Origin of the sequence: Pseudoalteromonas citrea (assembly GCF_000238375.3) — a bacterium.
Taxonomy (GTDB): Bacteria; Pseudomonadota; Gammaproteobacteria; order Enterobacterales; family Alteromonadaceae; genus Pseudoalteromonas; species Pseudoalteromonas citrea.
The window spans coordinates 879,424-897,975 of the sequence record NZ_AHBZ03000027.1 but is presented as its reverse complement, the minus strand read 5'-3'; the positions used below and the strand labels follow the sequence as shown (position 1 = coordinate 897,975).

At 41.0% G+C, this 18,552-nt stretch carries 19 protein-coding genes; 6 read left to right on the top strand and 13 right to left on the bottom strand.

Going from position 1 to position 18,552, the window contains the following annotated elements:
- Positions 1 to 414: 414 nt before the first annotated feature.
- The 3 genes from PCIT_RS21855 to PCIT_RS21845 are packed head-to-tail and all read left to right on the top strand — an operon-like array spanning position 415 to position 1,582.
- Positions 415 to 648 carry an HlyD family efflux transporter periplasmic adaptor subunit gene (locus tag PCIT_RS21855; protein ID WP_021032370.1) on the top strand — a complete coding sequence of 78 codons (234 nt, stop codon included), beginning with the start codon at positions 415 to 417 and terminating at the stop codon, positions 646 to 648.
- On the top strand, positions 645 to 869 hold the full coding sequence (locus PCIT_RS21850; protein WP_010364234.1) for a hypothetical protein: 225 nt from the start codon (positions 645 to 647) through the stop codon (positions 867 to 869). The genes PCIT_RS21855 and PCIT_RS21850 overlap by 4 nt, the downstream gene beginning before the upstream one ends.
- Before the next feature lie 44 nt (positions 870 to 913).
- Entirely contained in the window at positions 914 to 1,582 is a 669-nt protein-coding gene (locus tag PCIT_RS21845; RefSeq protein ID WP_010364235.1) for a hypothetical protein, read from the top strand.
- 171 nt (positions 1,583 to 1,753) lie between these two features.
- Here the strand turns inward: PCIT_RS21845 and PCIT_RS21840 are convergent, their stop codons facing one another.
- Positions 1,754 to 2,299 (bottom strand): hypothetical protein, encoded by a 546-nt coding sequence (locus PCIT_RS21840; protein ID WP_010364236.1) that lies wholly within the window; start codon positions 2,297 to 2,299, stop codon positions 1,754 to 1,756.
- A gap of 5 nt (positions 2,300 to 2,304) precedes the next feature.
- Positions 2,305 to 2,622 (bottom strand): hypothetical protein, encoded by a 318-nt coding sequence (locus PCIT_RS21835; RefSeq protein WP_010364237.1) that lies wholly within the window; start codon positions 2,620 to 2,622, stop codon positions 2,305 to 2,307.
- A 737-nt stretch (positions 2,623 to 3,359) separates the two neighbouring features.
- Here PCIT_RS21835 and PCIT_RS21830 point away from each other — a divergent pair.
- Complete coding sequence (locus PCIT_RS21830; RefSeq protein ID WP_157592871.1) at positions 3,360 to 3,530, top strand: hypothetical protein; 171 nt, start codon at positions 3,360 to 3,362, stop codon at positions 3,528 to 3,530.
- Positions 3,508 to 3,687, top strand: coding sequence for a hypothetical protein (locus PCIT_RS21825; RefSeq protein WP_010364238.1), 180 nt, complete (start codon positions 3,508 to 3,510; stop codon positions 3,685 to 3,687). The genes PCIT_RS21830 and PCIT_RS21825 overlap by 23 nt, the downstream gene beginning before the upstream one ends.
- 301 nt (positions 3,688 to 3,988) lie before the next feature.
- Here the strand turns inward: PCIT_RS21825 and PCIT_RS21820 are convergent, their stop codons facing one another.
- The 5 genes from PCIT_RS21820 to PCIT_RS21800 form a co-directional block, all read right to left on the bottom strand.
- The gene (locus PCIT_RS21820; protein ID WP_040697924.1) at positions 3,989 to 4,534 is read right to left on the bottom strand and encodes a hypothetical protein; all 546 of its coding nucleotides are present in this window, start codon (positions 4,532 to 4,534) and stop codon (positions 3,989 to 3,991) included.
- Between the two features lies 1 nt (position 4,535).
- Positions 4,536 to 4,853, bottom strand: coding sequence for a hypothetical protein (locus tag PCIT_RS21815; RefSeq protein ID WP_010364240.1), 318 nt, complete (start codon positions 4,851 to 4,853; stop codon positions 4,536 to 4,538).
- A 362-nt stretch (positions 4,854 to 5,215) separates the two neighbouring features.
- The gene (locus PCIT_RS21810; protein WP_010364241.1) at positions 5,216 to 6,190 is read right to left on the bottom strand and encodes a transposase; all 975 of its coding nucleotides are present in this window, start codon (positions 6,188 to 6,190) and stop codon (positions 5,216 to 5,218) included.
- Positions 6,191 to 6,342: 152 nt separating this feature from the next.
- Positions 6,343 to 6,852 carry a hypothetical protein gene (locus PCIT_RS21805; RefSeq protein WP_010364242.1) on the bottom strand — a complete coding sequence of 170 codons (510 nt, stop codon included), beginning with the start codon at positions 6,850 to 6,852 and terminating at the stop codon, positions 6,343 to 6,345.
- A 138-nt stretch (positions 6,853 to 6,990) separates the two neighbouring features.
- On the bottom strand, positions 6,991 to 7,863 hold the full coding sequence (locus PCIT_RS21800; protein ID WP_010364243.1) for a hypothetical protein: 873 nt from the start codon (positions 7,861 to 7,863) through the stop codon (positions 6,991 to 6,993).
- Positions 7,864 to 8,163: 300 nt separating this feature from the next.
- Here PCIT_RS21800 and PCIT_RS21795 point away from each other — a divergent pair, with 300 nt between their 5' ends.
- Positions 8,164 to 9,135: an integron integrase gene (locus PCIT_RS21795; protein ID WP_010364245.1), complete on the top strand. Its 972-nt coding sequence runs from the start codon at positions 8,164 to 8,166 to the stop codon at positions 9,133 to 9,135.
- Positions 9,136 to 9,339: 204 nt separating this feature from the next.
- Here PCIT_RS21795 and PCIT_RS21790 read toward each other — a convergent pair whose 3' ends face one another.
- The 6 genes from PCIT_RS21790 to PCIT_RS21765 form a co-directional block, all read right to left on the bottom strand.
- Entirely contained in the window at positions 9,340 to 12,474 is a 3,135-nt protein-coding gene (locus PCIT_RS21790; RefSeq protein ID WP_010364247.1) for an amino acid adenylation domain-containing protein, read from the bottom strand.
- A 100-nt stretch (positions 12,475 to 12,574) separates the two neighbouring features.
- Positions 12,575 to 14,338: a carbamoyltransferase family protein gene (locus tag PCIT_RS21785; RefSeq protein ID WP_010364249.1), complete on the bottom strand. Its 1,764-nt coding sequence runs from the start codon at positions 14,336 to 14,338 to the stop codon at positions 12,575 to 12,577.
- A gap of 49 nt (positions 14,339 to 14,387) precedes the next feature.
- Entirely contained in the window at positions 14,388 to 15,128 is a 741-nt protein-coding gene (locus tag PCIT_RS21780) for a DUF1796 family putative cysteine peptidase (RefSeq protein WP_010364252.1), read from the bottom strand.
- A complete protein-coding gene (locus PCIT_RS21775; protein WP_010364254.1) occupies positions 15,125 to 16,225 on the bottom strand; it encodes a glycosyltransferase family 2 protein in 1,101 nt (366 codons plus the stop codon). Before PCIT_RS21775 ends, PCIT_RS21780 begins: the two co-directional genes overlap by 4 nt.
- A gap of 12 nt (positions 16,226 to 16,237) precedes the next feature.
- Positions 16,238 to 17,875, bottom strand: a complete 1,638-nt coding sequence (locus tag PCIT_RS21770) for an ATP-binding cassette domain-containing protein (protein ID WP_010364256.1) — start codon at positions 17,873 to 17,875, stop codon at positions 16,238 to 16,240.
- Positions 17,872 to 18,549 (bottom strand): glycosyltransferase, encoded by a 678-nt coding sequence (locus PCIT_RS21765; RefSeq protein ID WP_010364258.1) that lies wholly within the window; start codon positions 18,547 to 18,549, stop codon positions 17,872 to 17,874. Before PCIT_RS21765 ends, PCIT_RS21770 begins: the two co-directional genes overlap by 4 nt.
- Positions 18,550 to 18,552 lie beyond the last annotated feature (3 nt).

Here is an 18,552-nt window from a genome sequence, read left to right as displayed (position 1 = left end):
CAATAATATCAGCAACAAAGTTAAAACTGAGAAATTGATTGGTAGTTAGCTATTTGATCAACAAGGCCGTTTTAATGTAATTTCATTATTCTCCTTTCTTATTTTTCTTTTTTGTTGTTGTAAATGGGATTTTCATGTTTTTTCATGGACTTCATTGAAGTTGGCAATATTATTTTTTCTGTGTATTATTGCTGGGTATTATATGTAATTATAAAACCTGCTATAAAATGGAAGATAAAAAACCTTCAGAATTTGAATCTGAATTAATTTTCTTAGCTCTTATTAGTAAGTTTAATAATAAGAGTTTTAATATAAGTGAGTTGCAAAGAGAGTATTCGGATTCAAAAGTTTCAGATGTTAAGTATTCAAAAATACAACTTGTTAGAGTTGCAAAGTCTTTTTGTGGAACAGAAAATGCGATTAATTGCACCATTTTCGGGTACAGTTGAGAATTTAAGCGTTACGACTTTGGGTGGCGTGGTAACCCCAGCTCAGGAGTTGATGCGGGTTATCCCAGAGGACGATGAACTAATTGTTGAAGCGGGTTTATTGAATAAAGACATTGGATTCACTTATCAGTGTCAGAGTGTTGAAGTTAAAGTGGAAAGTTTTCCATTTACACGATACGGCGTATCACTGGCACTGTGATAGACGTTTCAACAGATGCCATTGAGCATGAGCAGCTTGGGCTTGTTTTCCCGATTAAAGTGAAATTGGATAATCATTCATTGAATATTGATGGGCGTACTGTGCTGCTCAGTGCTGGCATGAGTGTGTCTGCAGAAATAAAAACAGGTCAACGCTATATTATCGAATTTCTTCTATCACCAATTATGCAGCATGTCGATGAAGGTGCTAGAGAAAGGTAGTTTATTTTTACTCGTGTGAATTATATAGGATAGTGATTTTTTGTATGGGTTATTTTGAAAGGGTTAAACATAAATTGAATCAGCCATATTGTGAGAGAGTATTAACCAATAAAACCTGGAGGTTTTCTCTTTTTCTTCTATTTTTTTTATTTATGCTTCTACATTTTTTAATATTTTATGTGGTGGTTGATTTTTCCGTATTCTTAGAGTCTGGTGGCATTCTCGGTTCGCCGGAATGGTACCGCTCTATTATTGATTGGCATGCCTCTTTTAACCCTCACCTTATCGAACAAGTAAAAGCTTCGGGTAACTTAATGCCTTATCATGGAGGAATATACAGTATCTGGGTTTTTCTATTTTTACCAGTTTTCTTTATTGGATTCGTAGGCGGAGATTTTTCAAGACTTATAGGTGTGATAAAAGCTGAAATGGTCAAAGGTGAATTCTTAAAAAATATAATTAAGTTTTTATTCTACTTTTTTTCTTTCCATCTTATGGTCCTCTTTTTGTATTACCTTTTTTTTGAAATGGGGGGAGTTTATATCAATAGAGAAGGGATTGAAGATAGGTTTTTTTTATTTGAATCTAAGGGTGTTCTTATTGTTTTAGGAGCACCGGCAATCTACTTGATAACACTTTTTTCAGGCATGTTTTTTAATTTCTATGCTAGATTTTTCTTCGTTTTGGTCTCAGAAGTTCAAAATAAAAAATAAATTAACCAATAAAGCTATAAGGAATATTAATGGCAACATATAACCATCCATATTATCAAAACTACGACCTGGCAATTCCTGTTGTCCCTCGAGAATACACTTTGCCTGATTGTACTAAAAAACAGTGAAACAAAAACTGGACTTCCCAGACTTTGCTAGACACCCAAAGAGTTATATTTCCGGTAGGTTTAATTTAGAAATTAAGTCTGTTGCTTCTTGAGTAGTGAACTCCCCACCTACATGATATATGTATTCTTCATTTGAACTATGTATGATAAATATTTCATCAAAACTTCGGGTGTTACTAACTAATGTATAAACGTGCCACCCCTGCCTGTTGTACTCAACTATTTCACTTGGTGATTTCAATTCGTGTACTTTATAAGGGATAGATAATTCCAAATCAGATTCGTTTTTAACAAGGCTTGAAAAGTACTCAGGAAGAGAAAGGTTATACTTTTTATGAAGGTCACCATTAACATTGTATGGTGTTTGCTTCAAGAAAGTATAATCTTTTCCTCTATAAACAATTGACATAGAAGGTAGTTCAGAGTTAATTACTTTGATACTGGTAATTTGTTTTTTATCTAGGCACATATTCATTTGGCTAAATTCAAGCCAATTTGAATTGTTGAGACATGTACTGCTAGGCCAACTATTAGCATTTACCAAAAAGGGAATTGAGAATAATGTAACTATTGATAGTTTTTTTAGCATGAAAACTAGACTCCCATTGCAGCTAAATGGAGTGGTGACTTGAATCGCAAAACAGCTGTTTTAGCGCAAATTAATGACTGCCCCTCTTCAAGTTGCCTTAAGACACTACGGGTAAAGTTTTTAGCAACCCAAGAAATTGTCGCCTTACCTCCAGTTGGGCGAGGAACCCAATTTAAAGCTGTTGTGCATTTTTGAGTTTCAATAATCATTTTACCAAAAATTTCGGCGACTTTGTTATTGATACTCCCATTAAACTTTATATTTAATCCCGCTACTTTATAAAAGGCATTGATTGCATTTTCGACAGATTTTTGTTCGTTCATATTTAAAATTCCATTTTAAAAAGTAATAACTATTATTGTGACTTAAAACACATCCAATTAACCTAGTGCTAACAAGCATTAACCGTGAATGAGTAAATATAAAGCCGCATTAAGCGGACAAAAATAGTGGATTAAAATGTGTAGCGAAGCGAAACGTAACCCACTGTTTTAGTTCCGGCTTAAATTGACTTGTGTACGCCCGACATGGGCATTGACTCATGAGGTGAAAGTCCTCTGTAGGAAGACCACCGTTTAAATAACATACTGTTATTAAACGATAGACACTCGCAAATGGCAAGGGCTAAATCGCGAGAGATAGTCTGGAGGAAGCCGCTAGCAAATCTGTGAGCTGATGAACAAAAACATCATATGAGGCGTAGGCTGGAGACGAGCTAGCACAAGATAGCGAAGTCATGTGATCTAACGGCCACCGTAAATGATGTAGTTGTGCAGAGAAAGTCGATGCTCCTTATTCGGGGAGATCTGATAAACACGCATCCGCGCTAACGCTTGGAGATCACCAGTTAGGAGCTGATTGATCAATCCTTGGTACTTTGGTTGCTGCGACCTACAGCGAGCGACATAGCAGTAAACAAGCGTTAGTTTAGACGCGCTTTATCGAGTAATCGCTAGAGTGATTTATCAGAAGTCAGCAGACGGCATAGTAGCCAAACGCCCATCGTAATGAAGGGGACACGGTGAAGGCCTGAACATCTTTACCAGAGGAGATACTACAAATGAACTTGAATTCACATAGATCACCGTGTTGTGATAGTGACGAACAGCGTTCTACTGTGAATAATACCTCGAATGAATATAACCAAACAGATCATGACCTGATGGCAATGGTACTAAGCAACCACAATATTGGTGCAACATGGCAACATGGCAACATGGCAACATGTTAAGCGCAATAAAGGGGCTGCGGGTATTGATAATATGAGTATTGAGGAATTTAATCACTTCGCTAAATTACATTGGCTGGGTATTAAACAACAATTACTTAACGGCACTTACCAGCCATTGCCAGTCAAACGCGTGATGATATACCAGAGTAACAAGTGACACCCAACATAAGCAATCTATTTTGGATGGGTGTCAGCTAAAATCTGCTTTAATAAAATTAGAGTTTATGAACGACTGGCCATACCATGCGGTATTACTAGCAAGGGGCCTTGTCGAAGCTCAAAAACAAAAGGAATTAACATTGCATTAGGCAATGACTACTTAGCTTCACAAGGTTTAGTCTCATTGAGAAATATTTGGATCAATATTCATTACGGGAGATGAACCGCCCATTGCGGACCCGCATGATGGGTGGTGTGGGGGCTGGAGGTTAGAGACCTCCGGCTACCCGATTATATTTTTAATAGTCTACCCTTGAAAGTATTTCTAAAAGTTCTTGTTCATCAAACTCACCAGTTATTTGATAAATTACATCACTGTCTACTTTATTAAGATAAATCCTATCGTAATCGACATTACTTCCAGTAATAGTAAAAGCAAATAAATCATCTTTACGATAAACCTTCATCTTATTAAAGCTATCTATATCAAATGCTTCTTTTATTACACTTAACTTGTCAGTTTTTAATGAATTTGCGTATAAATTCAAGAAGAATTCATGCACAGTTATATTAAATTTTTTATGAAGGTTTGATATAGCAACATCTGGAGGATTAATGCCTATTGTCAATTCTTTACCATTATTAAAAATTGTGACTGTGTGGTCAGATAACCCAAGAAAACTTATTTTTTTTAAATCATCTTTCATAGGGCAGAAAGATACATCAACAATATTTAACTGTAAGGTACCTGCTGAGCACTTTGAATTGGGGAATTGTTTTACATTATTAGTTGCAAATACATTGTCAGATATAATTAATAGCAAAAAAAACATTATTATCTTCATCTTATATACCCAATGCAGCAAGCTGTAATTTAGTTCTATAATTACGTACTACTTCTTTAGCACAAGTTAATGATTGCTTTGATTCTATCTGTCTTAAAACACTTTGAGAAAAGTTTTTTACGATCCAAGATATTGTTGCCTTCCCTCCACTAGGACGTGGAACCCAACTTAATGCAGCTGAGCATTTCTGAGTTGCAAAGATCATTTCACCAAAGATTTCTGCTACGCGAGCATTAACATCTCCTTTGAAAGTAAGGTTTAAACCAGCTCCTTTATAAAAAGCATTGATAGCATTTTTTACTGACGTGTGATCAGTCATATTAAAACTCCATTTTTAATTTGTAGGTAAGATAAGATTGTTAAATTTTAAGTCTAAATGATACGTTGATTTGAACTTATAACAATATCATTATCAACGATAAGATCAGAAAAACTGAACTTATCCACAGCAAAAAAACAGAGAGAAACAGTGACAGAGAGAAACAGTGACACCCATTCAAAAAACCAATAAGCAGGCAATGTTCAACCTGAGATATCGTCTAGTTAATAAAATTGAGTTAACTACATGTGCTATAAGCTCAAAATAGAGAAAAACTGAACTCATGCTCAGCAATAAGGTACGGCTAAGCCGCCAAACCATGCTGTATTGGTTATATAGAGATTACCTTGGTGGCCTAAAAGTTAAGCCAGTAACTTTTCACACTGCTTATAATTAGCCCGCCGTTTTATTTCTAGGCTCGCACAATAATTATCAAGCTTTTGAGGCCGACCTACTGCGCCATGGAATACTTTGGTAAATTGTGTAGTGAGTTTTTGCCAGTTTTCTGGGGCTATGTTGAGTCTGTCTAGAATTGGAGAGTTGATTGGGCTTATAACGCCTCGCTTATCTGCTCGCATACATCTGCCTGTTAGCTCTACCAGCTCTAAGTACGACTTTAATTCAAACGGTATACCTTTTGGCATGTGCTTTCGGGGGCTGCCTGCAAAACGTGCTAATTGCTTAGGTTGTTTGCCCTCTTTGGCATGTTCACAGCGTGTTTTAGCACTGGTGTAGTCTGAGGTTTCTGGTGTGTCTGCCATTTTCGCTCTTATCGGGTTTAAATCAACATACGCCATACACGCCGCCAGTGCGGCTTCATCAAGCAAGGCTTGTGATTTAAAGCGCCCTTCCCAAAATCTGCCTGTACAGTTATCTTCTTTATTCGCTTTTCGAGCTATGCTTTCATTCAGCACCCGCATAAACCAACTGATACTCGATAAGCGTTCTCTAAATTGTTCAATGTCTTTGTTTAAAAAGTATTGCTGCGCTGAGTCTAGCCGTTCACCTTGAAGGTACTTATGAGACAGTATGGTACCTTTAAACAGCTTATGCCATCTGATAATAATCGCTTTATCACTCAGTCTTTTAGACTTTATATCATCTACATAAAGCACAATATGAGTATGGTTACTCATCACCGCATACGCACACACATCAATACAAAATACTTTTGCAAGCTCCAGCAGCTTTGCTTCTATCCAACCTCTTCTGTGTTCATACGATTGCCCTGTTACCTTATCCTCACCACACAAATACGCACGACGAACACACCGTGAAATACAATGGTAATATTTGGTGTCGGTTAAACTCACTTGTCTTTTTCGTGCTGTTGCCATGAATGAGCCGCCTATCTTTTAAGCTGAATTAAAAAGATAGGCAATGAATGAATAACAATCAAATTTGCGTGGGTGTCAGTTAAAATTTCTACTGTATAAAAACGGCCAAAAAGAACATTAGTGCCTATTGACAGAGTTAAGGCTCATATGTGTTATAAACCTTGCTTATTATGCCTGAAACCGACTTCTTTTTTTTGAACAATACATCCTGTACCTGCGGTCATTAAAAGTAGTTTTGCACCATTTGGATCTTCAAATCCCGTAATGTTTTTATTAATCTCCGTTTTATATTTTGAATTTTTCATATATTCTTCTTTAGTTGTAGCCATGCAGCTTTTTTCAGTAAAGAACGTTCGAGTATATGTATAAGAACATGAGCCGTCCTTTGTTGGTGCAATTGTAAAGTCAACTAAAGTGGAACCATCATTATGGGTTAACTCTAAAGTTGCATTCACTATTTGATCGTCAGTTCCTTCTTTAGCAACAAACGCCCAAGAACCATAGTTACTATCTTTTGCGAAAAAGTTCTCAATATCAGAGACTGCAGTTAAGCATGAGCTATAACCTGATTTTTTTGCATAACTAGAAACTTGGTCTGCAGCCATTAAAGAAAATGATGATAGTGAAAAAGCCAAAATAGGTAAGATTTTATTTTTATACATGTAATTACTCCTTGGGATAAACTTGGTTTATAACGCCCACTTAAGCGGACAAAAATTGTTGGCTATAATGTGGAGCGAAGCGAAACGTAGCCAACTGTTTTTGTTCCGTTTAAAGTGCTTGTTATACAAACGTTTACGCTAGTTCAAGTCCAGCATCTGCTCACGAGATAACTCACCAGAACCTTTGCACGCTTTACAGCGCGAAGAACCACTAGTACATTTAGGGCACTTATTGCTTTCGTACTCTTCGAGGTCAATTTGATCATTGTTGTATCTCGATAATGACCCCATCCCTCTGCAAGGGGGACAATCATCGCCACCAAACTTACCTTTACCATTACATAATACACATGTAACGGGGGACTCGTAAAAATCATCATCAACTTCATAAGGCAAAGCTTCTTTGATGGAAGCTGATTGGATTTTTTCAAACTCTATGATTTTACGTCGAACAAATTTTTTAAGAGCCTTAACATAATGTTGAGGATTATTTTTCCATCCAGATGGAGATACTCTAACTGGATTGAAGCCCTTTTCTTGAAGTATACCTGCATCTCGGATATAGGCTTTTTTTACACCGCTTTCAAGGTAATGATCAGAGTGACCATCATACTCAAAACCTACAATACCAATTTGATATTCACGATCACCAATCTCTGTAAATAATTCTAATACCAAGTCAACAGACCAGTTTTTACTGCGGTTAGTCCTAGATGTATCTGGCTGTCTAACAGTGTACTGAGGTAAAACACGTAGTTTATAGCTATTCTCTACAACAGCCTCGAGCTCCAAAGATTTTGGGGATACAATATAAGATTTTATTTTAAAAGGAGAAAATGGGGCAATTAAATTAGCAACGAAGTCGATCTCTTGTTGAGATGTATTACTCACACCCTGCATGCTTACAAGAGCAATTGCGACTTCGGAACCAACACTGTCTTTTATATTCCTAAACACACGCTGTTGATTGTTACTAAAAGACTCAGCTACTTCATCCAGTATTTTCTTCATAATTCCGCCCCCCAAGACACCTAACCAATATGGGGATTAGTCAGTCAAATTCAAGAGGTATCTGACCAGTTTGTATAACAGCTTTTTAGAAGGACGCAGGCCTTGTTTTCTATCGCTAAAATCAGGTCAGTGTCCCGTTTAATTCTGTCAAAATAATATAAAATAAGAACAAATACAAACGCTTATTTTGCGGGCTCATATTAGTCCGGAATAGCCCCGATAAAATAGGCACTGTTAACACCTTGCAAAAAACCGTTATCAAACTACTGTTTATTTAAACATGCATTTAGGTTTAATTACATGGCTAACTCACCCTTTCTCAATGCGCTTGAGCGCTATATGATCACCCGAAGATACGCTAAAAGAACCATTAAGAGTTATGTCTATTGGGTCTATAAATATATTTTATTTCATAATAAACAGCACCCTAAAGATATGAAAGAGCGCCATGTAGAGCATTATTTAGCACATCTGGCGAATGAGATGAATGTAGCGCCCAGCACGCAATCCTTGGCCTTGAATGCATTAGTGTTTTTATATCGAGAGTTTTTAAAACAACCGTTCAAACATACACTAAACTTTAATCACAGCCAGCAACCCACCAAACTGCCCGTGGTGTTAACACAATTAGAAGTTAAAACCCTACTTACGCATCTTTCCCCGAATGTCTTATTACCTTGCCAGCTTATGTATGGCAGTGGTTTACGCGTTATGGAAGTCACACGCCTTCGAATACAAGATATTGATTTTGACTACTCAAGTATTAAAATTTGGCAAGGAAAAGGCAATAAAAATAGAATCGTTACGCTTGCTCCAGAGCTAAAGCCTGCACTTTTAGCGCAAATAGAACAAGCAAAAACCGTTGCCCAGAACGATTTAAATGTAAACAATTATGCCGGTGTTTGGCTGCCTTTTTCACTTAGTAAGAAGTATCCAAATGCAGCCTATGACCCACAATGGCATTATTTATTTTACTCACAAAAGCGCAGCTATGACTCCCATAGTCATAATGCTGTGCGTCGCCACCATATTGACGAGTCAGGCTTACGAAAGGCCATTAAAAGCGCAGCTAAAGCAGCACTAATCACCAAAAATGTTAGCTGCCATACATTGCGGCACTCTTTTGCAACCCATTTACTACAAAGTGGTGCTGATATTAGAACTGTACAGGAACAGCTAGGTCATAGTGATGTAAAAACCACACAGATTTACACCCATGTTTTAGAACGCGGTGCTAATTGTGTCACGAGTCCATTATCGGCACTTTTTTAAAGAGGCCTACTCAATACCATTACTGTATCACTGTAATTTAAATCAACTATCTATCAGTTTTCGCCGTAACCACGGGCCATTTTTTGCAGGTGAACACCACCCTATATCCCTACAATAAAAACTCACAACTATACACCGCCTATCTCGGTACTATTTCTCAACGTGCCAAACCAATACAACACGACTAACATACTCCCCCCTGAACTACACCAATTTCGTCAGTGCAGCCACGGTATTATGTAACATGCGCTCAATGATCTGCTCATTTAAAATATGTTTGGATGCTTTAAAACTGATACTCAAACCTGCATTTTCACATTCAGTGATTGTCACTTGTACTAAGTGATATAACACCTCATCAGGCGATAACGTCAGCTCGTCGAGCAACTTGTGTGCACTGATCCCAAGGCCGGCTGATTCAAATAACGTGTCGAGATTAAACAAGGCATTATTTTCATATATCACATGTACATAGGGCCGTGCTGTTTTTACTTTTTCCGCCAAGGCATGATGCTGCGCAAAATAAAGGAGCTGTAAAAAGCTATGACCGCCATTAGGCAATTCAGTAACATCTTGCTTAGCTTGAGCTAGCTGTAATGCGGGATTGGCATGACGCGTAATTAGCAGGGGTACGCTATTGGCAAACCACCCGACGGATTGGCTAACATCCACACACCCAGCTTGATAAGTACGCCCATGTACATCTTGTGATAACAACAGCTCACTTTCTCCGGTTAACCAATAAAAAGTCTCGGCCAATGCCGCGTACACGCCATGCACTATGTTCACCCCTTGCGCTGCTAATTGCGTGCGAATGTCGGCCATTTGAGTGGCTGAAAATACCGTTTTTTTAGCTACATACTGCGCGCTGCGAGTATTCTGTTCTGGCCTTTTATTAAGTTGCTCAAAAAACAGTGAGGCATGATCCAACGCATTAAGCCAATAATCTGCTTGGTCATTAAAGCCGCCTTCCATCGCAATACCATGTAATTGCTTTTGCCAGTGAAATAACCCTAAATCGGTTTTTCGACAAAACTGCGCAGGCGAATGCAACAGTACCATCATATCGCTCGATAGCTGCGCTAGGCTCACGTCATCCACCAGCATATGATTAATCGCAAAGCAAATATATTGCCCAAATGCGCTATCGAATACCTGCACAGTCAACAAATTATCGCTAATACCCATTCGCTCAACGTGCGCACTAAAGTGCTGCGTAACTAAGGCTTTAAATTCAGTGTCGCTTTCACAATCTAATGGGTGATACCCCACTTGCGTAAACGAAGTGAGCTGCTGAGATGGCTCAGGATGTATGTTAAAACACAGCCTTAAGCTTGGGTATTTACGCAGCAATATGTTCAATACGGTGGTGATTTTCTTTACCTCAAACGCCTGTACGCAATACAAACTGAAGGTCACTAACCATTTAGCCAATTCGGGGCTTTCAATCATTGAAAGTTTATTGGGCAGGGTATAATTAAGTAGTGCGTCATCAAATTTACTGCGTTGCTGCACCGAGTGTTCTTGCGGTAATGAACCTAATGGTGAGTCAGACAACAGTTGCCATATTTTTACCGGTACATCACTGTGTTTGCAGCGCGCCTGTACTGCTAATGCCCGCAATGAATCACCGCCATTATCTCTAAAGCTGCGCGATGTATTGAGTTCTGCTATGGGGATATTTAGCACCTCCGCAGTGGCACTCAATACAGTGTTTGGTTGGTGCTCTTGCGTTGATTGTTCCTGAGTGCGCTGTATAAGTGCGTGTTGTTCATACTTGCTATACAGCGCTTTTTTATCGATTTTACCAATCGGTGTAAGTGGTAACTCACTTAATACCTCAACAAAATTAGGGTGCATATATGCAGGTAACAGGGCTTGCAGATGCGCTCGCAGCTGCGCGTGATCTAATGTGGTGGTACAGGTTACATAAGCAATAAGCTGGTTTTCAAAGCAAATAACCGCGCTCAACGTTACTTGCGGATACTTTTCAAGCACAGCTTCAATACCATCTAGCTCAATGCGCTGGCCCATAATCTGTATTTGGTTATCAAATCGACCCAAAAACGTTAAGCAGCCTGTACCATCTTGCTTCACCAAATCACCTGTTCGATAGTACCGCGTAAAGCCATTACCACTGGGGAGTTCAACAAATTTTTCTTGAGTTTTAGCCTCATCATGTAAATACCCAATCGCAAGGCCGGTGCCGCCAATGTATAACTCTCCTTCACTAGCTGGTTGCCCAGCCTTATCAAGAACAAGTAACTGACTGTCGCCCACAGCATGACCAATTGGAATACGGTTTAAATGCCTATCGTCAGGCTGTACTTCATGAATTGCAGAAGTAATTGTCGCCTCAGAGGGCCCGTACTCATTCACCAAACGGCACCGCGTAAACAAGCCCAGCATATGCCACTTTTTAACAATACTGAGGTTAAGTTCCTCCCCCCCGAGCACCAATGTTTTGAGCGACAAATACTGCCACCACATGGTGGCGCGTTCATCACTTAATAACGATAAGCAAAAGCTAGGGGCTAGGTCGGTAAACGTAATATGATGCAACTGACAAAACTGTACAAAGTCTTCTGGGTCAACCAAAGAGCGGTCACTAAAGTGCAAACTGGCCCCTCCGAGTAACGTCATCATACATTGCTGAATAAAGGTATCAGTGCAGCACGACACCATGCATAATGAACGGTCTGACTCACTCAGAAAATAAAAGTTACGCGCGCACTCTAGTTTATGCGCTAAGCTCGCCCGAGATATTTCAATACCTTTGGGCTGCCCGGTCGTGCCTGAGGTATATACAATGTAGGCCACCAAGTCCGCTTCATTTTGATATTTGTAATCATGCTGATGCCGTCCCCACGCAATATTCTGCCCCACTAAGCACGACAAACTATCATGATCTTTGTCAGGTTCCGTGATCGGCACATACAAACTGGGCACACTAAAGGTTAAATGCTGACAGTCAGTCAATACCCACCCCGCTCGGCTGTGCTCTAGCATATAATCAATGCGCAGTTGCGGAAAACTTGGGTCTAAGCATACAAACGGCGTACGGCGGATCATGCAGGCCAGCATACTCGCCAATACAACGCGTTTATCATTGCTATAAATACCTATTGGGCGAGTATGACACACCAAGTTGTCATCCATTAGCCTTAGGCATTGAGCAACTTGTTGCCTTAAATGTGCAAAGCTAAAAAGCCATTGCTGACTCACAACCGCTGGGGCGTTTGGGTTTTGCGTCATAATATCTAACACCAACTGATCAAGTGTTACATGGCGGTGATTGACCTCACTAAGACGCTCGGGCTGCTTTGATATTTTAGGCATAATACTTCTACTTAGAACAATACAATTTCATCATTGCCAGACAAACAACGCGCGGTTTATCTGGCCTAAAAGATAGGTGGTGTTACAGTCACCCACACGGTTAAATTTCTACGCTTTGTGCCGATGTTGCTTCGGCCTGAGGCGCTTTCGACTCACTCACTACCAAATATGACCCAATCGCTAAATAGTCAATTTTGGTCCGCATCAGTGTATTCACGGCATTTTGCGGCGTGCACACAATAGGCTCTCGGTCATTAAATGAGGTATTAAGAAGCATGGGTACACCCGTGATGCGATTAAATTCGCTGATCAAAGCATGGTACTTGGCGTTACTCACCTTATCGACGCGCTGAATACGCGATGTGCCATCCACATGCACCACAGCTGGGATCTGCGATTTTAATAGGCTATTAGCTGGGTATGCCATCAACATATATCGAGATGCTTCTGCTACTTTTTTAATATCAAACCACTGATCGGCATACTCGGTTAACACTGAAGGACAAAAAGGTCGGTGGTCTTCACGGTGTTTTACTAACCGGTTTAAGCGCTTTACCATTTCAGGGTCACGCGGATCAGCCAATAAAGAACGATTACCCAGTGCTCTTGGGCCAAACTCCATGGCGTCTTGGAACCAGCCCACCACTTTTCCTTGCGCTAATAATGGCGCAACCTGCTGGGCTAAATTGTCGTGCTTGGTATAAGACACCTCGGCATTATCGAGTACGGCGAGTATTTCATCGTCACTAAAGCACGCGCCTAAGTAAGTATGTTCCGGCTGTGCTACTCGTGTATTTGGTTGCAGCACACTGTGATACGCCCATAGCGCAGCACCTAAAGCGGTTCCAGCGTCGTTTGCGGCCGGTTGAATGTATAAATTTTCGAACGGGCCATCTTCAAATAATCGCGTATTCGCCACGCAGTTTAGTGCCACGCCACCAGCCATGCATAAATTGTTGCTGCCTGTTAATTCATGTGCTGATTGCGCCAAATGTAAAAGCATATCACTGGTCACACTTTGCAGTGCTGCGGCAATATCATGATGAACAGGTAATAATGGGTCATGCATGTCGCGTTGGGCTACGTTAAAAAGTGCTTCTAACTGACTGTAATCTTCTAATCTAAAGCATAATTTATCCGCATCTACTGCAAAACCAAAACCCTCTGGGTAGAGTAGCGTTTGCATTTGTGACTTATACCGAGCGCTGTCGCCAAATGACCCAACACTCATCACTTTACAGGCATCGTATTCAGAAAAGCCTAAGTACTTGGCCATTTTTTCCCATAAAAAACCAATTGAATTTGGATAGTCTATATGGTGGGTAAATTGGATATTATTGCCCTGCGCATATCCAATAGATGCGGATTCAAATTCACCAATACCATCGATTGAAATTATTGCACTTTGTTCATAGGGGCTGGGGTAAAATGCGGATGCAGCATGGGCCATTTCATGATCTACCCACATAAATTGCCCGGCAAACCCTTGATCAGCAAGTTGGCGCGGAACGGTCATCAATTTTTCAAAATAAGCGCGTTCAGCCGTAGCTGTGCCCCAGCCACCTTGCTCACATGGCTCTACCAAATTACGGTGCTTGGCTAGACGTTTTGCAGGGTTAAACGAAAACGCAATGATGTCTACTTCTTGTAAGGTAATATCAGCAAACTGCAAGCACTGCGCAATGGCGTTGTGGGGCAACACATGCGGGTTACCTAGCCCTGCGGGCTTAGCATGTTTAACCCGATTCAACCGTTCTTCTTCTATGGCAAATTGTGTTTTACCATCAATTACAATTGCTGCTGACGACTCATGATACACGCCGTTTATGCCTAAAATCACCAGTGGTGCATTGTCACTTTTCATACTTAGTATCCCTATTTTCCTTGATAAAAATCTGTGTAAACGACCATTTTTAGCGTGTTGTTGAGCAATGGATAAACCCTGAATTAGAATGGCTCAAGGTGGTGTCTTGCGGCACGCATACCCCGGCTAACATGCTTGCCCATAATTGGTATTCAGCCCCTTCCATCCAAGGAGTGTCATCAGCAAATGTTTGTTTAATAACAAAATGCGTGTGCGCCATCGTATGTTGTGCTAACTGCTCATGAAAGGTAGCCACTAACAAGGTGGCTTCACCACCACACAAGCTGGTTAAACAACGCTGCAATTGGGGCAGTAAGCTCAATAGTTCAGTAATAGATTCCGGTTCAAAATCAGGGTGACTTTCAATGCCAATATTTAAAAAAAACAACACCCGCTTACTGTGCTTAATATGCGTAAAAAACCGCGCGCTGATCCCATCAAACTTGGCTCTAAATGCGGGGTATTCACGTTCTAAGTTACCGTCGATTAACGCAAAGTCATGGGTTGATAAATACTGTGACACCGGATCCCAATATTTTTTGTATTCTTTACATTGCGTATCGTAAGGTTCTAAGTGCGCTTTTTTGAGTACATGCTGGCACTGGCTCTGCAGTGCATCAATTAACGCTGCCACTGACCGGCCTCCAATCCAATCGAATGGCCCCCGTCGGCTTTTTAAATCCAAATATTTCATAATGTGACGAGGGCGGCAGTCCATGCCTAAGCTATAAACACAATCATATTCACCTGCCGCAGGGCTTAACTCTGTCACAGCTAGATGGTCACTCATGACACCCTCCCACGACGAAGCCGCTGCCAAACCATAGCGCTGGTTACACTCCACCAAGTCGGCACCTCCAGCATCAAACGTGCAAAAGGCATCAATAATAATTGCCAGCGGTGCTGCGGGATTTGTTTAAATTCTTGCTTGGCTACCCGATATACCGAATAGGTTTCAGCGATACCGATTAAGCTCCAAATTGCCAAAAACCACCACCCAACGGTATCGCTTACATTAAACATCAGCAGTAACAACAAGGGCGCAATTAAGAAGGTGCTCACCGAAATAATATCGAGTAAATGGCGACGCCCAAGAATGGTTTTACTGCGCATTTGTTGTTTATAAAAGTCACTTTTATTTATGGCCACTTCAATAAAACCACGCGACCATCGCACTCTTTGCTGGTACAACGCCCAAAAAGATTGTGGCGGTGCGGTCATGGCAACCACGTCAGACTCATAAAAAACCGTGTAACCTTGCTCTATACCCAATAAACAGGTTTCTCGGTCTTCTCCACTGCGAAGCCCACTGTGCTGCGCTAGTAACGCTTTAATAATGGGTCGCTTATACAAACAGCCAGCCCCTGGCATAATAGGCACACTGCCTTCATGGGCGTTAAAATGATACGCGGCCCGCTCTAAGGCATATTCTAAAACTTGAAACTGCACCACTGGCTTACGATTAGCGATCGGCATCATTTTAAAATAACAGCCCATGCAGTTATCATCCGCGGCTAACTTTTCATACGTTTGCTCTAAACACGCTAAGTTTTCAAGCTCAGTATCAAAGTCAGTAAAAATAATATAGTCGTGGCTCAATTCATCGATGGTGCGCTGTAAAGCACCAATTTTTTGCCCATTCGGGCTAACCTGCGCAACACTTAGCCGTTGATAGCTTTGCTGCACATAATTTGCCGGAGAATCATTTGAGCCATCATCAATGAGGATAATATCGACTTGTTCTGGCAACGAATTTGCCAGCTCGTCAAAATAAGCAAGGCGCTGCTTAAAGTGTTCGCTGTCGCCCGCTTCGTTGAAAAATGGCACTAATATCGCGGTGGTATTCGCGCCGGTATTTTGGTGTAACCAAGATAAAGAATAACTCATCAGCTCATTGCTCTACATTGCATTAATAAGTGATTGCCCAGAAGAAAGATACGGATGTAACTGCCCTTCTCGCATTAAATAATGTTTGTCGCACACTGAAAAATAGGGCTCATCGTGCGTGATCACGAACACTGTTTTTCCTGCGGCTTTTAGTTGTGGTAACCATAAATGGTAAAACGTATGCTTAAACTCAGGATCAAGGTTGGCGGCAAATTCATCCAATACCAAAAAAGGCCGGTCTTCCATTAAAGCTTGTACTAAAGCAAGGCGCTTAAGTTGCCCCGTCGAAAGCTCTGTGGTTGAAAATCCTTGCTCTGTCCAGTGCACTTTGTCTGCCAACTTAGCTTGATTCAGCCAGTGTAATAGCACTGCTTTATCGGTATTTTGCGCCCCATAAAAAGGCTTAAATACCATGCTATCGGCGAATACAGTGGCAAATAATTGTCGATAACCGTGTGCATACTGAGCTTGTTCTAACACCTTGCCATCTAAGCGTATGCTGCCTTGCGTTGGCGCATACAAGCCCGTTAACATTTTCAGTAACGTGGTTTTTCCCGAGCCATTTCCTCCAGAGATAAAAATGATCTCTTTGGCATTAACGCTAAAATTAATTGGCCCAATATTAAAAGCACCATCGCTGTCGTATTGAAAGTGGGCTTGTTCAAAACTCAAGGTTTTTACCGAGCTGTTAAGTGCAGTATTTATTTCAGAAACGGGTTCTTTGGCTTGCTGAGTTTGTTCATACAAGTTATCTAAGGTGGCTTTAGACACGCGCAGTTGCGCCAGCACCCTAAACAGTTCCATACTGCTGTGAAAGGGGCTCACCAAAAATAAAATGATGATCACAAAACTCATACGCTGCTCAGGGCTTAGCACACCATAAAACGGCACGATAAACACCACCACCGCGACCACTAAATACATGGTCGCCATCAAAATCATTTGATTGTTAATAAAGCGCGTATCGGCCCAGACTTTATTGTCTCTGACCTTATGCGCTTGCTCTGATATATCGTCAAACAACGCATCACTGCGCTGCTGGTTTTGTTTGTTCTCTTTTATGCCGGTGAGTAAGCTATGCATCGCGCCAAAAAAGCCATCTTCGGCTTGACGGCCATCAGCCATGGCTTGTTCTATTGCACTCAATCGGTATTTGTATGCCAATGCCGCAAGTACAAACAAGACCGAGGCGATCAGTGCACCCACCGGTAACACCACGCATAAGTACAACAGCGCTGCCACCACAGTAAATAGCTGGCCAACACTGACTACCACAAATCGATTAAGCTGACTCATCACATTCGCATCATACGCAATGGCAGATAAAATCGTTTGCGGGCCTAATTTTTCAACGTTGGCAAGCTTTGCACTGCGTACCGCATCTAAAATCGCAAGCCTCACCCGCATAATGGTGTTTTCGGTGAGTGTTAAGGTACGGCGTTGAAAAAACAGCTGCGTAGTAAAGTAGGCAATAAACGCCACACTAAATACCAAGCCACTTTGATATAAACTGTGCGTATCGTGATACGCACTTTGCAGCGCAATATTAATGCTGTGTACAATACCCAATGTGGTAATGGCACTGATAGCACTGACTGCCATCAAGCGGCCATTTATATCAGCAAAAAGTAACTTAAATGCCGTGATCATGACTTAGCCCCCACAAAACGGTGATACCAACTTGGGCAAAGCTGCCACAACGCAGACTCTAACCATAATTTACTGTAATAGCGGAAATACCCATGCTCTTTAAACTTACGCTCATTGTGCACAATATGGCTGTCGTCTAACCAACCAAAGCAAGCACCTAATTCACCCAGTCGCTCCCCTAGATCAGTGTCTTCGCCTTTTTTCAACGCACCATTGAATCCGCTTAGTTGTGTAAATAAGCGTTTTTTAACAAAGCAGTTTCCACCAAAAGTGCCATGGCGCTGATTGAATTGATTAATGCCCTTTGCCACCCTGTTTCCTAGCCAATGGCCTGAGTCACTCAGTAGCGGAGCACAGCCATAGTCTGTGCCGCGTAACACTGCTGCTTTAATAGCTAAAAAATAGTTATCCGCGCACTGTGTATCTGCATCAACAAACACCAATATCGGGTTATTTGCTTTTTCGGCGCCTAAGTTACGGGCGAGGGCCGCACTACCAAGTTGTTCGCAATACACCCGTGGCGTAAAAGTGCTGGCAATTTCAGCACTATTATCACCACAGGTATCAGCCACAACGATGAGTTCATCTTCTGAGGTTAACTGTGCAGCTATGAACGCCAGTGTATTTGACAACACAGGCGCTTCATTATGCGCAGGCACTATGACCGATAACATCAA

What these genes read in the sequence shown, in the direction of transcription:
- PCIT_RS21855 (WP_021032370.1), top strand. Translation starts at nt 415, where the DNA reads ATGCGATTAATTGCACCATTTTCGGGTACAGTTGAGAATTTAAGCGTT.
- PCIT_RS21845 (WP_010364235.1), top strand. Translation starts at nt 914, where the DNA reads ATGGGTTATTTTGAAAGGGTTAAACATAAATTGAATCAGCCATATTGT.
- PCIT_RS21840 (WP_010364236.1), bottom strand. Translation starts at nt 2,299, where the DNA reads ATGCTAAAAAAACTATCAATAGTTACATTATTCTCAATTCCCTTTTTG.
- PCIT_RS21835 (WP_010364237.1), bottom strand. Translation starts at nt 2,622, where the DNA reads ATGAACGAACAAAAATCTGTCGAAAATGCAATCAATGCCTTTTATAAA.
- PCIT_RS21830 (WP_157592871.1), top strand. Translation starts at nt 3,360, where the DNA reads ATGAACTTGAATTCACATAGATCACCGTGTTGTGATAGTGACGAACAG.
- PCIT_RS21825 (WP_010364238.1), top strand. Translation starts at nt 3,508, where the DNA reads ATGGCAACATGGCAACATGTTAAGCGCAATAAAGGGGCTGCGGGTATT.
- PCIT_RS21820 (WP_040697924.1), bottom strand. Translation starts at nt 4,534, where the DNA reads ATGAAGATAATAATGTTTTTTTTGCTATTAATTATATCTGACAATGTA.
- PCIT_RS21815 (WP_010364240.1), bottom strand. Translation starts at nt 4,853, where the DNA reads ATGACTGATCACACGTCAGTAAAAAATGCTATCAATGCTTTTTATAAA.
- PCIT_RS21810 (WP_010364241.1), bottom strand. Translation starts at nt 6,190, where the DNA reads ATGGCAACAGCACGAAAAAGACAAGTGAGTTTAACCGACACCAAATAT.
- PCIT_RS21805 (WP_010364242.1), bottom strand. Translation starts at nt 6,852, where the DNA reads ATGTATAAAAATAAAATCTTACCTATTTTGGCTTTTTCACTATCATCA.
- PCIT_RS21800 (WP_010364243.1), bottom strand. Translation starts at nt 7,863, where the DNA reads ATGAAGAAAATACTGGATGAAGTAGCTGAGTCTTTTAGTAACAATCAA.
- PCIT_RS21795 (WP_010364245.1), top strand. Translation starts at nt 8,164, where the DNA reads ATGGCTAACTCACCCTTTCTCAATGCGCTTGAGCGCTATATGATCACC.
- PCIT_RS21790 (WP_010364247.1), bottom strand. Translation starts at nt 12,474, where the DNA reads ATGCCTAAAATATCAAAGCAGCCCGAGCGTCTTAGTGAGGTCAATCAC.
- PCIT_RS21785 (WP_010364249.1), bottom strand. Translation starts at nt 14,338, where the DNA reads ATGAAAAGTGACAATGCACCACTGGTGATTTTAGGCATAAACGGCGTG.
- PCIT_RS21780 (WP_010364252.1), bottom strand. Translation starts at nt 15,128, where the DNA reads ATGAGTGACCATCTAGCTGTGACAGAGTTAAGCCCTGCGGCAGGTGAA.
- PCIT_RS21775 (WP_010364254.1), bottom strand. Translation starts at nt 16,225, where the DNA reads ATGAGTTATTCTTTATCTTGGTTACACCAAAATACCGGCGCGAATACC.
- PCIT_RS21770 (WP_010364256.1), bottom strand. Translation starts at nt 17,875, where the DNA reads ATGATCACGGCATTTAAGTTACTTTTTGCTGATATAAATGGCCGCTTG.
- PCIT_RS21765 (WP_010364258.1), bottom strand. Translation starts at nt 18,549, where the DNA reads ATGTTATCGGTCATAGTGCCTGCGCATAATGAAGCGCCTGTGTTGTCA.